The following is a 14236-nucleotide window of genomic DNA, read 5'->3' as shown; positions in this document are numbered from 1 at the left end:
GCCAGGCCTCAGCAGCCCATCCCCTCCGCCACCGCCGCCACCTGCTGGCGCAGCCAGATATGGCCCGGATCGGCCTGGTGGCGGGGGTGCCAGGCGGCCATGAAATCATAGCTGCGCCGGTTGGGCAGGGGCAGGTCGAACAGGTCCAGCTTCTCGGCATAGCGGCGGGCCAGGCGGCTGGGCAGGACGCAGAGATAGTCGGTGGCCAGCAGGATGGGCACGGCCAGCATGAACTGGTGGATGGACAGGGCCACCCGCCGCTGCCGTCCCAGCCGCTCCAGATCCTCATCCACGAAACCGACGAAGCCGCCGCCGTTGGTGGACACCAGGATGTGTTCCTGGGCGCAATAGCCGTCCAGGTCCAGGGGCCCGGCGCCGCGCGGATGGCCCTTGCGCTGGGCCACCAGATAGCGCTCCCCCGCCAGGCGGCGCACCGTCATGCCGGTCTGGACCATGTTCTGCGAGCCGATCAGCAAATCGACCTCGCCCCGCTGCATCTGGCCCAGGATGCGTTCCGCGCTGGGCGCGCGGAAGGACAGGCGGATGCCCGCGCCCGCCACGGCGCGCAAGCGCTCCATCAAGCCCAACCCCACCGCCACCGTGCTGTTGTCGCTGGCGGCGATGGCGAAATCGCGCGTGGCCGTCAGGGGGTCGAAGGCCGGCGGCCGGCGCACCACCGTCTCCAGCTCCTGCAAGGCGGCGCGCAAGGGCGCCTGCAGTTCCAGGGCGCGATGGGTGGGCACCATGCCCCGCCCGGTTTCCGAGGGCACGAACAGGGGGTCGTGGAACAGGTCGCGCAGCCGGGCCAGCTGCGCCGACAGGGCCGGCTGGCTGATGCCCAAGCGTGCTGCCGCGCGGGTGACGTTGGCCTGGTCCAGCAGCGCGTCCAGCGAGACCAGCAGGTTCAGGTCCACACCCCTGAGATCGATCATGGTTATGGGTCTAATATTGATGATCGATTTCAATTATAGCCAAGCGGGAACTATCTCACCAGGGCATCGCCTAACCCTGTTAGTGAGCAATCATGTCCCCATCCCGCTCTCCGGATGCCGCCGCCGCTTGGCCCGCCTGGCCCCTGCGCCTGCTGGCGCTGGCTTATTTCACCATGGGCACCGGCACCCTGGCGGTGGTCGGGGCGCTGCCCCCCATCGCCGCCTCGCTGTCCTTGTCCCCCAGTGCGGTGGCGCTGATGGTGTCCGCCTTCGCCGCCACCTTCGCCGTCGCCGCCCCGGTGGTGCAGATGGTGGCGGGGCACCTGCCGCGCCGCACCCTGTTGCTGGCCGGCCTGGGCATCCTGGGCGCCTGCACCCTGCTGTCGGCCGGGGTGGGCAGCTACCCCCTGCTGTTGATCTTGCGCATCCTCTCGGGCGTGGGGGCCGCTTGCGTCGGGCCGGTGGTGTCGGCCCTGGGCAGCACCCTGGTGCCGCCCCAGCGGCAGGGCCGGGCCCTGGCCATCGTCTTCAGCGGCATGACCATGGCGTCAGTCGTCGGCCTGCCGCTGTCCGCCTGGCTGGGGGAACAGATCGGCTGGCGGCCCCTGTTCGTCGGCCTGGGTGTGTGGACCTGGGGCGTGGCGCTGGCCGTGGCGCTCGGGGTCAAGGACCGGGGGCGGGGCCATGCCGTGCGCCTGGGGCAACTGGTGGCCGTCCTGCGGCGGCCGGGCGTGGCGGGGGGCGTCGCCCTCATGGTCTGCCAGATGGCGGGGCTGTTCACCACCGTCACCCTGATCAACCCGCTGCTGCGGGATCGTTTCGGTGCTGATACAGCGGAGACCTCGCTGGCCCTCATGGTGCTGGGCCTGTCGGGGCTGGCCGGCAACTATCTCGCCCGCTGGCTGGCCGATCTGTGGTCCGCCGACCGGCTGGTGGCCGTCAGCCTGGGCGGCCTGACCGCCATGTTCCTGGCCATGGCCGGCGCCCCGGCCCGGCTGTGGGCCGCCCTGGCCCTGCTGGTGCTGTGGGCGCTGGCCAACGACTTGTTCATGCCTTCGCAGCAGCGGCGCATGGTGGAACTGGCGCCGGACGCGCGCGGCCTGGTGCTGGCCCTGAATTCGTCGGCCCTTTATGTGGGCATGGCCGCCGGCTCCTTCACCGCCGGCGCGGTGGAGCCCCTGGCCGGCGTGGGCATGCTGCCCCTGGTGTCGGCTGGTCTTATGGCCGTGGGCCTGGGTCTGCTGGCCGCCACCCGGCGGCGGCGCGCCGTGGCGAGCGCTTCAGGCGCCGAGGCACGCGCCACCAGGACTGTCCAACCCCCGGCCGCCTGCCCTGCGGCGCGATGACCCGGCGGTTGCAATTCCGTCGTTTTTTCAGAGACGCGGGATTGATTTATGGCGCCGGCTCCGCACTTTCTAGCGGCAGCCGGCCGCAAGGGACCTGATCGGGGACCCATCCTTGGCCAAAGGCTGACATCCAGGGAGGGAAGGGAACAATGTCTCGCGTCTCCGTCATCGCGCTGGCCCTGGGGCTGGCCGCGTCCAGCCTGGCACTTGCCGCCAGCGCCGCCACCGCACCGTCACCCGCGATCACCGCCGCCGTCGCCGACAGCAACCGGCCCCAGGCGGACAAGGATCGCGACGCCGACCGCAAGCCGGCCGAGATGCTGGCCTTCGCCGGGGTGAAGGCGGGCGACAAGGTGGTGGATTTCATGCCGGGCGCCGGCTACTTCACCCGTCTGTTCGCCAAGGCGGTCGGCCCCAAGGGGCGGGTCTACAGCCTGTTGCCCGGTGAGCTGGCCACCCGCTCGCAAAAGGCGGTGGATGGGCAGAAGGCCCTGGCCCAGGACAAGGCCTACGGCAACATCGTTCCGCTGATCCAGGCGGTGAACGCCCCGTCCATCCCGGAAAAGGTCGATGTGGTCTGGACCTCGCAGAACTACCACGACCTACATGACGCCTTCCTGGGCCCGGCGGACGTGGCGGCCTTCAACAAGGCTATCTTCAGCGCGCTGAAGCCCGGCGGCGTCTATATCGTGCTGGACCATGCCGGCGAGGCGGGTTCGGGCCTGCGCGACACGGACACCTTGCACCGTATCGATCCCGAAACGGTGAAGAAGGAGGTGGAGGCGGCGGGCTTCGTGTTCGACGGCCAGGACGACGCCCTGCGCAACACGGCGGACAACCACACGCTCAAGGTCTTCGATCCGGCGCTGCGTGGCCACACCGACCAGTTCGTCTTCAGGTTCCGCAAGCCGAAGTAGAAGCGCCATCCGTGACAAGGGCTGCGCCAGGGCCGTTTTGGCCATTGCGCAGCCCTTTGTTTTTGCGGACCCTTTGGCCATCAAGACCACGAAGGGGGACGGGGCATGGCGAAGGGAATCGCGGCATTGGCCGTTGGTCTGGTGATGGCCGCCATTGGGATGACCGGTGCGGGCATGACGGGCCTGGCGCTGGCCGGCACGGCCGAGGCCCCCTACCGGGTGCTGGACGGCTATGCCCGCCACGGCCACCAGGAACGGCTGAACACCCCGGCCGATGAGGTCGACTGGCTGCGCAAGAACCGCTTCGTGCATGGCGAACTGGACGATTTCCCCGCCGACGCCATCGTGCTGCACCGGGTGGACGTGGAAACCTACCTGGACCAGGCGGGCTTCCAGGGCAGCTACACCCACCTGTCCTACGGCTTCACCGACCCCACCGACCTGTGGGTGGTGCGCAAGGCCGGCGCCGCGCCCTTCGTCGTGGCGCGCGGCCTGCCCGGCGCCGGCGGCATCACCACCCAGGTGGCGGAGTTGCAGGCCCTGGGGGCACGCCGAATCATCCATGTCGGCACGGCGGGCCTGCTGTCGCCGGACGTGCCCTATGGGCAGATCATCGTGTCGGACGGTTCCTACCGCGATGGCGGCGCCTTCTTGCTGGCGCCCGACGCGCGGGAACAGGTGGCGCGGCCGGACCGGGACTTCACCGCCCGGGTGCGCGCCGCCGCCGCCCGCTCCGGCCTGCCCAGCGCCCGGGGCATCGGCTACACCATGCCCATCTATTATTTCCAGCCGGGCAGCATCCTGCGCGACCTGCTGGCCATCAAGGGCCCGGACAAGCCCACCTTCGTGGAGATGGAGGAGGGGCCGTTCTTCACGCTGGCCACCCTGATGGGTCTGAAGGCGGCCAGCGTGGTCGTGGGGTCCGACCGCCTGGTCGACGACGGCGGGCGCCTGCACCAGTCGCTATGGGACGGCGACCTGGACGCCCTGGAACTGGCGGCGTTCAAGGTGGCGGTGGCGGCGGTGACCACCCCTTGAGCGTACTGGGGGCAGGGCGCCTGTGATCGGCCTCATCTCAAAAAGCCGCGCGGGCGTGCTTAGGTAACCCTTGGCAGTTCCGTCGCGGTTCAAGAAAGGCCGGTCCCCCCGTGTCGCTTCCCATTCCCCTGTCCGTCCTGGACCTTTCCCCCATCGTCGAGGGCGGCACCGCCGCCCAGGCCCTGCGCAACACGCTGGACCTCGCCCGCCATGCCGAGGCGCTGGGCTACCGCCGCTTCTGGGTGGCGGAGCATCACAACATGACCGGTATCGCCAGCGCCGCCACCTCGGTAGTCATCGGCTACATCGCCAGCGGCACCCGAAGCATCCGCGTGGGCGCCGGCGGCATCATGCTGCCCAACCATGCCCCGCTGGTGATCGCGGAACAGTTCGGCACGCTGGAATCCCTCTACCCCGGCCGTATCGACCTGGGCCTGGGCCGCGCGCCTGGCAGCGACCAGCGCACCGCCTGGGCGCTGCGGCGCGACCGCTCGGACAACGGCGACGACTTCCCCCGCGACGTGCAGGAACTGCAGGCCTATTTCCGCCCGGCCCAGCCGGGGCAGGTGGTGCGGGCCGTGCCCGGCGCCGGCCTGGACGTGCCGCTCTGGATTCTGGGGTCCAGCACCTTCGGCGCCCGGCTGGCGGCGGAGCTGGGGCTGCCCTACGCCTTCGCCTCCCACTTCGCGCCCGACCAGCTGCTGGAGGCGCTGCACGTCTACCGCCAGTACTACAAGCCCACCGCCGCCAATCCCAAGCCCCACGCCATGGTGGGCGTCAACGTCTTCGCCGCCGAGACCGATCAGGAGGCGGAGGTGCTGTTCACCTCTCTGCAGGACCGGTTCGTGGCTTTGGCCCGCGGCAATCCCGGCCCCTTGCGCCCGCCGCAGCCGGATGTGCAGTGGAGCCCGGAGGAACGCGCCTGGGCCGACCGGGCGCTGCGCTACTCCGTTGTGGGCGGGCCGGAGACGGTGCGCCATGGCCTCGGCGCCATCCTGCAACAGACCGGCGCGGATGAGATCATGGTGACCGCCGCCATCCACGACCATGCTGCCCGGCGGCGATCCTTCCAGATCACGGCCCAGGTGGCCGGGCTGGCGCCCCGCCTGGATTGAAGCCGAGGAAGCCTGGCCCGCGCCTGGCGTGGGCAAGTGCGCAGAGAAAAAGGCCGCCGGGTGAGAGGCGGCCTTTTGTCTTACTTGCCCATGGACTTGTCGCGGGCGGCCTTGAACTCCGCCTTGTCGTACCATTTCGGCCAGTCGGTGCCGAAGGCCAGCGGGCGGCTGAGGTCATAGATCATGTTGACCTCCATGGCGCCGCCGCTGAGGTCCAGGTCCGGCGACCATTTGTCGGAGGGCTGGTGGTAGTGGAGGCGGGTGAACTCGTCCTCCTTGGTCTTGCCCCACTCGGCGCCGTTGGCCACGCTGTCGATGCCGCTGTGGGCGTAGATCACCGGGATGCCGATCTTGGCCAGGTTGAAATGGTCGGAACGGTAGTAGTAGCCGCGCTCGGGGAAGGGCTCCTGGTTCAGGGCCATCATGTGGGCGTCGGTCCAGGCCTTCAGCCTGTCCTCCAGGTCGGACTTGCGCCCGCCCACCAGCACGATGTCGCGGGTCAGCCCCACGCTGCTCAGCATGTCCATGTTGAAGCCCGCGACCGTCTTGTTGGGCGCGAACAGGGGATGCTGGGCATAGTACTCGGACCCCAGCAGACCTTGCTCCTCCGCCGTGTAGGCGATGAACAGCAGGGTGCGGTCGGGCTTGGGCCCCTTGGTGTAGCGCTTGGCCAGCTCGATCAGGCCGGCGACGCCGGACGCGTTGTCCATGGCGCCGTGGTAGATGGTGTCGCCGTTGATGGCCGGACCGATGCCCAGGTGGTCCCAGTGCGCGCCGACCAGGACCATTTCGTCCGGGTGCTTGGCGCCCGGGATGGTGCCGATGACGTTATGGGAAATGACGTCGCGCTCCGTCGGCGTGATGCCGACCGACATCTTCAGGGGCAGGGGCACGGCCTTGAAGCCGCGCCGCGCGGCGCTGTCCTTCAGCGTGTTGAAATCCAGGCCGGCGGCTTGGAACACGGCCTTGGCCTGGTCCAGTTGCATCCAGCCTTCCACGGCGGAACGGGTCTTCAGCCCGCCGTCGGCCGGCATCAGGTTCAGCTTGGGGATGCTGCCGCCGTTGGCGACCACGCCCCAGGGATAGCCGGCGGCGCGCGTCTCATGCACGATGATGGCGGCGGTGGCGCCGTGGCGGGCTGCCTCCTCGAACTTGTAGATCCAGCGGCCGTACCAGGTCATGGCGCCGCCGCCGAACAGGGCGGGGTCACCAGTGGCGTAGCCGGGGTCGTTCACCAGGATGACCACCGTCTTGCCGCGCACATCGATGCCGGCATAGTCGTCCCAGCCGAATTCCGGCGCCGTGATGCCATAGCCCACGAACACCATGTCGTTGTCCTTGACCTGGACATGGGGCGTGCGCTGGCGGGTCCAGACGATCATATCGCTGAAATAGTTCAGCGACAGCGGCGCGGCCTTGGGGCCGGTGATGACCATGGGGCCGTCGGCCTTGCTGACGATCTCCGTCAGCGGCACGTCCTGCAGGTAGCTGCCGTCCACCGCCGGCTTCAGCCCGATCTTCTTGAACTGGTCCTGGATGTAGGCGATGGCCTTGTCCTCGCCCGCTGTGCCGGGCTTGCGGCCCTGGAATTCGTCGGACGCCAGGATGCGGATATGCTCGGACAGGGCTTGGGCCGTCACCGGGGCCACGTCCTTGGTGACCGTGTCGGCCGCCACCGCCGGCAGGGCCATGGCCACTGCGAGAGCCAGCGCCGCCGTGCCTTTCAGCAGACGGGCGCGTCTGTTGTGGGTTCGCATGGGGTTCTTGCGTTCCTTATCTTTTCCGGGGTGCGTCCATTGGCGCCCCTCAAACCGCCCATGCCCCCTGCCTGGGGTCATGGGTGTCGGCGGGGTTGCGACCGGGCGGCCGCGTTCCCGACTGAAAAAAGGCCGCCGGATCCCCTTCTGCCAGGGGCCGGCGGCCCGCGCGTTCATTTGCCCTGGGACTTGTCCCGGGCGGCCTTGAACTCGGCCTTATCGTACCACTGGGGCCAGGCGTCGCTGGACGCCAGGTCGCGGCTGATGTCGTACCACATGTTGACCTGAAGGGCGCCGCCGCGCAGGTCCATGGCCGGCGACCATTCGTCGGACGGCTGATGGTAGTGCAGGCGCGTGTACTCCTCCTCCTTCGCCTTGCCCCATTCAGCGCCGTGCTCCACGCTGTCGATGCCCATGCCGGCGTCGATGACGGGGATGCCGACTTTGGCCAGGTTGAAGTGGTCGGAGCGGTAGTAATAGCCGCGCTCGGGGAAGGGTTCTGGGTTCACGACCATGCCGTGGGCATCGGTCCAGGCCTTCAGTCGTTCCTCCAGGTCGGACTTCTTGCCGCCGACCAGCACGACGTCATGCACGGGGCCCAGCACGCCCAGGCCGTCCATGTTGAAGCCGGCCACCGTCTTGCCCGCCGGGTACAGCGGGTGCTGGGCATAGTACTCCGAGCCCAGCAGGCCCTGTTCCTCGGCCGTGTAGGCGATAAACATCAGGGTGCGGTCCGGCTTGGGACCGTGGGTGTAGCGCTTGGCCATCTCGATCAGGCCGGCGACGCCCGTGGCGTTGTCCAGCGCGCCGTTGTAGATGGTGTCGCCGTTGACCGTCGGGCCCACGCCCAGGTGGTCCCAGTGCGCGCCCACCAGCACCACCTCGTCCGGGTGCTTGGTGCCGGGGACGATGCCGACCACGTTGTGCGAGACGACGTCGCGCACAACGGGGGTGATGCCCACCGACATCCTGGCGTTCATGGGCACGGCCTTGAAGCCGCGCCGGGCGGCGCTGTCCTTCAGCGTGCCGTAGTCCAGGCCGGCGGCTGCGAACAGCTCCTTGGCCACGTCCAGCTGCACCCAGCCTTCCACGGCCGACCGGCTCTGCAGCCCGCCATCGGCGGGCATCAGGGTCAGCTTGGGCACGCTGTTGCTGTTGGCGACCACGCCCCAGGGGTAACCGGCGGCGCGCGTCTCATGCACGATGATGGCGGCGGCGGCGCCATGGCGGGCCGCTTCCTCATACTTGTAGGGCCAGCGGCCGTACCAGGTCATGGCGCCGCCGCCGAACAGGGCGGGGTCGCCGGTGGCGAAACCCGGGTCGTTCACCAGGATGACCACCGTCTTGCCCTTCACGTCCACGCCGGCATAGTCGTCCCAGCCGAATTCCGGCGCCGTGATGCCGTAGCCGACGAAGACCAGGTCGCTGTCCTTCACCTCGGCATGGGTGGTGCGCTGCCGGTTCCAGACGATCATCTGGCTGAAGTACTCGTACGACAGGCTCTTGGCCTGGCCGTCCTTGCCCGTGGCCGTGAACACCATGGGGCCATCGGCCGTGCTGGTGACCTCGGTCATGGGCACGTCCTGCAGGTAGTCCTTGGCGCCGGCCGCGGGCTTCAGCCCGACCTTTTTGAACTGTTCCTGGATGTAGGCGATGGTCTTCTCCTCGCCCACGGTTCCGGGCTTGCGGCCCTGGAAGTCGTCGGAGGCGAGGATCTTGACGTGGGCCGACAAGGCCTCGGGCGTTACCGGGGCGGCGTCCTTGGCCTGCCCCACCGCCGCGGCCCCGACATCAAGCGCGAGGGCCGCGGCGATCAGCGCCGTGGTCCCTGTGCGTAGTCTGGCTCCCATAAGTGCGAATCCCCATTGTCTTGGTCGTGTCGCCGGCGGTTACCCCGCGATAGCGCCGCTTGGGGCGAGAGCATACGGGGGCAGCGGCTGGGAATCCAAGCCCCGGGTGGGGAGGTTTACGAAAGTTGGATATTGGATATGGGGCGTCGGGTGGCTGGCAGGTTGCCGTCGGCTCCGGCCCATCCCAAGACAAAAGGGCCCGGCCATCGCTGGCCGAACCCTTTATGGTGGGGACGGAATAGGGGAGGGGACTTAGGCGTCCACGCGGGTGCCCCACAGGTCGTATTCCTCGGCGTGTTCCACCGTCACCTGGACGATGTCGCCCACCGCCACGCTGGTGTCGCCGTTCAGGAAGACGCTGCCGTCGATCTCCGGCGCGTCGGCGGCGGACCGGCCGATGGCGCCTTCCTCGTCGACCTCGTCGATGATGACATCGATGGTACGGCCCACCTTGGCCTGCATGCGCTCCTCGCTGATGGCCTGCTGGTGGGCCATCAGGCGGTTCCAGCGCTCCTCCTTCACCTCCTCCGGCACGGCGCCGTCCAGGGCGTTGGCGGGGGCGCCGTCCACGGCCTCATACTTGAAGCAGCCCAGCCGGTCGATCTTGGCCTCTGACAGCCAGTCCAGCAGGAACTGGAAATCCTGCTCGGTCTCGCCGGGGAAACCGACGATGAAGGTGGAGCGGATGGTGAGGTCGGGGCAGATGTCGCGCCAGCCCCGAATCCGGTCCAGCACCTTCTCCTGGTTGGCCGGCCGCTTCATGGCCTTCAGCACGTTGGGGCTGGCGTGCTGGAAGGGGATGTCCAGATAGGGCAGCACCAGGCCTTCCGCCATCAGGGGGATGACCTCGTCGACATGCGGGTAGGGGTAGACGTAATGCAGGCGCACCCAGGCGCCCAGACCGCCCAGCTCGCGGGCCAGGTCGGTCATGTGGGCGCGGACCTTGCGGCCCTTGAACTCGCTCTCGGCGTGGCGCAGGTCCAGGCCGTAGGCGCTGGTGTCCTGCGAGATGACCATCAGTTCGCGCACGCCGGCGTTCACCAGCCGCTCCGCCTCGCGCAGCACGTTGCCGGCCGGCCGGCTGGCCAGGTCGCCGCGCAGCGAGGGGATGATACAGAAGCTGCAGCGGTGGTTGCAGCCCTCGGAAATCTTCAGATAGGCGTAATGGCGCGGCGTTAGGCGCAGGCCCTCGGGCGGCACCAGGTCGGTGTAGGGGTTGTGCACCGGCGGCAGATGGTCATGCACCGCCGACACCACCTGCTCATACTGGTGGGGGCCGGTGACGGCCAGCACATTGGGGTACATCTCGCGGATGCGGCCCTCTTCCACGCCCATGCAGCCGGTGACGATGACGCGGCCGTTCTCGCGCATGGCCTCGCCGATGGCGTCCAGGCTTTCCTGCTTGGCGCTGTCCAGGAAGCCGCAGGTGTTGACCAGCACCACATCGGCGTCGTCATAGCTGGGCGACACCTCATACCCTTCCGAGCGCAGCTTGGTCAGGATGCGCTCGCTGTCCACCAGCGCCTTGGGGCAGCCCAGGCTGACGATGCCGACCTTCGGCGCACCAGTGGGGGACGGGGTGTTGGTGATGAGGGTGGGCTTGCTCATGGCGGCGCTCGGGAATCCAAAAGGGCGCCAGCAGGGGAACCCTGTGCCGCATGCGGTCGGCCGGGTCACTCTCGAAAGCGCGCTTACACTATACTATAAGGTGAGCGTCCGACCTTGGTGGTGCCGCCGCCCGTCTGGCCGGGTATATAGCGGCACCGGGGCCGTTTGCCCATCCCCCGCGCTGTCCGGAGCGCGTGCCAGGCACGCAGGGGAGGGGCCCGCAATTGTGGGGCCGCCCCCTGTCCTGGACGCACGGCTTACCCTGGATTTTTGAGTCCAGGGCGCTTGACGGGCGGGGCCGACCTCCATATAGTCCGCCCACATTTTTCGAGGGGCAGGCTGTAGGCCGCCCTTGCGGGCTAGACGCTGTCTCTCAAAAAGACCCCCTCGAAAATCTGTATAGCCGCACCCGAGTCCTTGTTCGGACGGCGTTTGCAAGGCCCGCGCGGAGCCAGTTGGTGCTTCGTGACGGGACTTTCGTCGTTCTGGGCATGCGTTTGGGTGCCTTGTTGTTGGAACTGTGAACCGAGAGCGGTAGATGCCGACGATCAACCAGTTGATCCGCAAGTCCCGTGAGGGCGTGCCGGAGCGGGACAAGGTCCCGGCGTTGCAGGAATGCCCCCAGAAGCGCGGTGTCTGCACGCGCGTCTACACGACCACCCCGAAGAAGCCGAACTCGGCGCTGCGTAAGGTCGCCCGCGTGCGGCTGACCAACGGCCACGAGGTCATCAGCTACATCCCCGGCGAGGGTCACAACCTGCAGGAACACTCCGTGGTGATGATCCGCGGCGGCCGTGTGAAGGACCTTCCCGGCGTGCGCTATCACATCATCCGCGGTTCGTTGGATACCCAGGGCGTGAAGGACCGTCGCCAGCGTCGGTCCAAGTACGGCGCCAAGCGTCCGAAGTAAGGAGTTATCTCATGTCCCGTCGTCGTCGCGCCGAGAAGCGTGAAGTCCTGCCGGATGCCAAGTACGGCGATACCGTGCTGACGAAGTTCATGAACTGCCTGATGTACGACGGTAAGAAGTCCGTCGCCGAGCAGATCGTGTACGGCGCTTTGGAGCGTATCGAGGGCAAGGTGAAGGCTGATCCCATTCAGCTGTTCCACGATGCCCTGAACAACGTCCGTCCCTACCTGGAAGTGCGTTCCCGCCGCGTCGGCGGTGCGACCTACCAGGTGCCGGTTGAGGTCCGTCAGGACCGCGCCCAGGCCCTGGCCATCCGTTGGCTGATCGCCGCCGCCCGCGGCCGGTCGGAGAACACGATGACCGAGCGCCTGTCGGGTGAGCTGCTGGACGCGGCCAACCAGCGCGGCGTTGCCGTGAAGAAGCGTGAAGACACCCACCGTATGGCGGAGGCCAACAAGGCCTTCTCGCACTACCGGTGGTAAGGTTGGGACCAGCTTAGGCCTTAAAGAATCATGGCGCGCTCCCATCCTCTCGATCGTTACCGGAACATCGGCATCTGTGCCCACATTGATGCCGGCAAGACGACGACGACCGAGCGGATCCTGTACTACACCGGCAAATCCTATCGCATGGGCGAGGTCCACGAGGGCACCGCCGCGATGGATTGGATGGAGCAGGAGCAGGAGCGCGGCATCACCATCACTTCGGCGGCCACGACCTGTTTTTGGCGTGACCACCGGGTGAACATCATCGACACCCCGGGGCATGTCGACTTCACCATTGAGGTCGAGCGGTCCTTGCGGGTTCTGGATGGTGCGGTGGCGCTGTTTGACGCTGTGGCCGGGGTCGAGCCCCAGTCGGAAACCGTGTGGCGGCAGGCGGACAAGTACCGCGTGCCGCGCATGTGTTTCGTGAACAAGATGGACCGGGTCGGCGCCGACTTCTTCGGCACCGTCCAGATGATCCGGGAGCGGCTGGGCGCCAATGCGGCGGTCCTGCAGCTTCCCATCAAGACGGAAGCCGGCTTCTCCGGCGTCGTCGACCTGGTGAAGAACAAGGCCATCGTCTGGAAAGAAGAGACGCTGGGCGCCGAGTTCTTCGAGATGGAAATTCCGGCCGCCCTGGCCGCACAGGCGAGCGAATACCGCGCCCGCCTGGTCGAGCAGGCGGTGGAAATGGATGAGGATGCCACGGAGCGCTACCTCGAGGGTGAGGAACCCGACGAGGCGGCGCTCAAGGCGCTGATCCGTAAGGGGACGATCGCGCTGCGCCTGGTTCCGGTGCTGTGCGGCTCGGCCTTCAAGAACAAGGGCGTTCAGCCGATGCTGGACGCCGTTGTCGACTTTCTGCCCTCGCCGCTCGACATCGCCGATGTCGCCGGCGTGACGCTGGACGGGGAACCGGCCAGCCGGCGGACGGACGACGCGGCGCCCTTCGCCGGCTTGGCGTTCAAGGTGATGAACGATCCTTTCGTCGGCGCGCTCACCTTCGTCCGGATTTATTCGGGGCGGATGGCGGTCGGCGATCGCGTGCTGAACGCGAGCAAGGGTGAGAAGGAGAGCGTCGGCAAGATGTTGCTGATGCACGCCAACACCCGGGAAGAGATCGAGGCGGCCTGCGCGGGCGACATCGTCGCCCTGGCGGGGCTGCGGAACACGACGACGGGTGAAACCCTATGCGATCCGGAAGCGCCCCTGGTGCTGGAACGCATGGAGTTCCCGGAGCCGGTGATCGAGGTGGTGGTCGAGCCTAAGACCCAGGCGGACCACGACCGGATGGCGATGGCGTTGCAGCGACTGGCGTCGGAGGATCCGTCCTTCCGCGTCGGCCGTGACTCCGAGACGGGGCAAACCGTCATCGGCGGCATGGGCGAGCTGCACCTGGAGATCATCGTCGATCGCATGCGCCGGGAATACCGGGTGGAAGCCGACGTCGGCGCGCCGCAGGTGGCGTACCGGGAGACCATCGCCCAGAAGGCGGAGGCGGCCCACACGCTGAAGCGGCAGGTCGGCGCCATGGGGCAGTACGCCCAGGTGACGCTGTCCTTCGAGCCGTCAGAGCCCGGCAGCGGGTTCCGGTTCGAGAACAAGGCGGGCAGCCATCTGCCCAAGGAATTCGCCCACGGGGTCCAGAACGGCGTCGATGCCGCCAAGGACAGTGGGGTGATCGCCGGGTTCCCGGTGATCGATCTGAAGGTAGAGCTGGTCGACGGTGGCTTCCACGATGTCGACAGCTCCGTCGAGGTGTTCGAGCAGGCCGCTCGCGCCGCGTTCAAGGAAGGGATGGCGAAAGCCAAGCCCGTTCTCCTGGAGCCGGTGATGGCGGTCGAGGTAGTCACCCCCGACGACTACATGGGTGATGTCATCGGCGACCTGAACAGCCGCCGGGGACAGGTGACAGGAATGGATCAGCGGGGCAATGCGCGCGTCATCATTGCCAGGGTCCCGCTGGCCAACATGTTTGGGTATGTGAACAACCTGCGCTCGATGAGCCAGGGCCGGGCGCAGTACTCGATGCAATTTGACCATTATGAGCCGGTGCCGGCTGCCATCGCGAATGTCGTTCGCGCCAAGATGGCCTGATCAGGCAGAAGTCAAGAGAAGGAAGAGTAACCATGGCGAAGGCGAAATTCGAGCGCACCAAGCCGCACTGCAACATCGGCACCATTGGTCACGTTGACCATGGCAAGACGTCGCTGACGGCTGCGATCACGAAGGTGCTGGCTGAGACCGGTGGCGCGACGTTCACCGCGTACGACCAGAT

12 protein-coding genes are annotated in these 14236 nt (G+C 67.7%); 8 read left to right on the top strand and 4 right to left on the bottom strand.

The window, feature by feature from the left end:
• Positions 1-8 precede the first annotated feature (8 nt).
• Entirely contained in the window at positions 9-932 is a 924-nt protein-coding gene (locus tag FBZ89_RS25955) for a LysR family transcriptional regulator (protein ID WP_145753502.1), read from the bottom strand.
• Positions 933-1024: 92 nt separating this feature from the next.
• On the opposite strand from FBZ89_RS25955, the gene FBZ89_RS25950 reads away from it, so the two are divergent.
• The 4 genes from FBZ89_RS25950 to FBZ89_RS25935 all read left to right on the top strand — a co-directional run bounded on the left by FBZ89_RS25950 (position 1025) and on the right by FBZ89_RS25935 (position 5348).
• Positions 1025-2278 (top strand): MFS transporter, encoded by a 1254-nt coding sequence (locus FBZ89_RS25950; protein ID WP_145753501.1) that lies wholly within the window; start codon positions 1025-1027, stop codon positions 2276-2278.
• A gap of 149 nt (positions 2279-2427) precedes the next feature.
• Positions 2428-3195: a class I SAM-dependent methyltransferase gene (locus FBZ89_RS25945; RefSeq protein WP_186457590.1), complete on the top strand. Its 768-nt coding sequence runs from the start codon at positions 2428-2430 to the stop codon at positions 3193-3195.
• Between the two features lie 105 nt (positions 3196-3300).
• Positions 3301-4233 carry a phosphorylase family protein gene (locus FBZ89_RS25940; RefSeq protein ID WP_145753499.1) on the top strand — a complete coding sequence of 311 codons (933 nt, stop codon included), beginning with the start codon at positions 3301-3303 and terminating at the stop codon, positions 4231-4233.
• A gap of 110 nt (positions 4234-4343) precedes the next feature.
• On the top strand, positions 4344-5348 hold the full coding sequence (locus tag FBZ89_RS25935; protein WP_145753497.1) for an LLM class flavin-dependent oxidoreductase: 1005 nt from the start codon (positions 4344-4346) through the stop codon (positions 5346-5348).
• A gap of 80 nt (positions 5349-5428) precedes the next feature.
• Here the strand turns inward: FBZ89_RS25935 and FBZ89_RS25930 are convergent, their stop codons facing one another.
• The 3 genes from FBZ89_RS25930 to rimO form a co-directional block, all read right to left on the bottom strand.
• Positions 5429-7105 carry a M28 family metallopeptidase gene (locus FBZ89_RS25930; protein ID WP_246172587.1) on the bottom strand — a complete coding sequence of 559 codons (1677 nt, stop codon included), beginning with the start codon at positions 7103-7105 and terminating at the stop codon, positions 5429-5431.
• A gap of 173 nt (positions 7106-7278) precedes the next feature.
• Positions 7279-8955, bottom strand: a complete 1677-nt coding sequence (locus FBZ89_RS25925; RefSeq protein WP_145753495.1) for a M28 family peptidase — start codon at positions 8953-8955, stop codon at positions 7279-7281.
• Between the two features lie 252 nt (positions 8956-9207).
• Positions 9208-10563: a 30S ribosomal protein S12 methylthiotransferase RimO gene (gene rimO / locus FBZ89_RS25920; protein ID WP_145753493.1), complete on the bottom strand. Its 1356-nt coding sequence runs from the start codon at positions 10561-10563 to the stop codon at positions 9208-9210.
• Positions 10564-11101: 538 nt separating this feature from the next.
• On the opposite strand from rimO, the gene rpsL reads away from it, so the two are divergent.
• The 4 genes from rpsL to FBZ89_RS25900 all read left to right on the top strand — a co-directional run.
• Positions 11102-11473: a 30S ribosomal protein S12 gene (gene rpsL / locus FBZ89_RS25915; RefSeq protein WP_004274236.1), complete on the top strand. Its 372-nt coding sequence runs from the start codon at positions 11102-11104 to the stop codon at positions 11471-11473.
• An 11-nt stretch (positions 11474-11484) separates the two neighbouring features.
• On the top strand, positions 11485-11955 hold the full coding sequence (gene rpsG, locus FBZ89_RS25910) for a 30S ribosomal protein S7 (RefSeq protein WP_088871760.1): 471 nt from the start codon (positions 11485-11487) through the stop codon (positions 11953-11955).
• Positions 11956-11985: 30 nt separating this feature from the next.
• Positions 11986-14055, top strand: a complete 2070-nt coding sequence (fusA, locus tag FBZ89_RS25905; RefSeq protein WP_145753482.1) for an elongation factor G — start codon at positions 11986-11988, stop codon at positions 14053-14055.
• A gap of 32 nt (positions 14056-14087) precedes the next feature.
• Positions 14088-14236, top strand: a 149-nt coding sequence (locus tag FBZ89_RS25900) for a GTP-binding protein (RefSeq protein ID WP_246172597.1), incomplete at its 3' end; no start/stop codon positions are given.

The organism is Nitrospirillum amazonense, from assembly GCF_007828045.1.
Classification (GTDB): domain Bacteria; phylum Pseudomonadota; class Alphaproteobacteria; order Azospirillales; family Azospirillaceae; genus Nitrospirillum; species Nitrospirillum amazonense_C.
This window is presented reverse-complemented; position numbering and strand designations above follow the sequence as displayed.

Bases quoted from the DNA above. Each gene is read 5' to 3' on its own strand.
- fusA (WP_145753482.1), top strand. From the start codon at position 11,986: ATGGCGCGCTCCCATCCTCTCGATCGTTACCGGAACATCGGCATCTGT.
- rpsG (WP_088871760.1), top strand. From the start codon at position 11,485: ATGTCCCGTCGTCGTCGCGCCGAGAAGCGTGAAGTCCTGCCGGATGCC.
- FBZ89_RS25925 (WP_145753495.1), bottom strand. From the start codon at position 8,955: ATGGGAGCCAGACTACGCACAGGGACCACGGCGCTGATCGCCGCGGCC.
- FBZ89_RS25945 (WP_186457590.1), top strand. From the start codon at position 2,428: ATGTCTCGCGTCTCCGTCATCGCGCTGGCCCTGGGGCTGGCCGCGTCC.
- FBZ89_RS25950 (WP_145753501.1), top strand. From the start codon at position 1,025: ATGTCCCCATCCCGCTCTCCGGATGCCGCCGCCGCTTGGCCCGCCTGG.
- FBZ89_RS25955 (WP_145753502.1), bottom strand. From the start codon at position 932: ATGATCGATCTCAGGGGTGTGGACCTGAACCTGCTGGTCTCGCTGGAC.
- rpsL (WP_004274236.1), top strand. From the start codon at position 11,102: ATGCCGACGATCAACCAGTTGATCCGCAAGTCCCGTGAGGGCGTGCCG.
- rimO (WP_145753493.1), bottom strand. From the start codon at position 10,563: ATGAGCAAGCCCACCCTCATCACCAACACCCCGTCCCCCACTGGTGCG.
- FBZ89_RS25940 (WP_145753499.1), top strand. From the start codon at position 3,301: ATGGCGAAGGGAATCGCGGCATTGGCCGTTGGTCTGGTGATGGCCGCC.
- FBZ89_RS25930 (WP_246172587.1), bottom strand. From the start codon at position 7,105: ATGCGAACCCACAACAGACGCGCCCGTCTGCTGAAAGGCACGGCGGCG.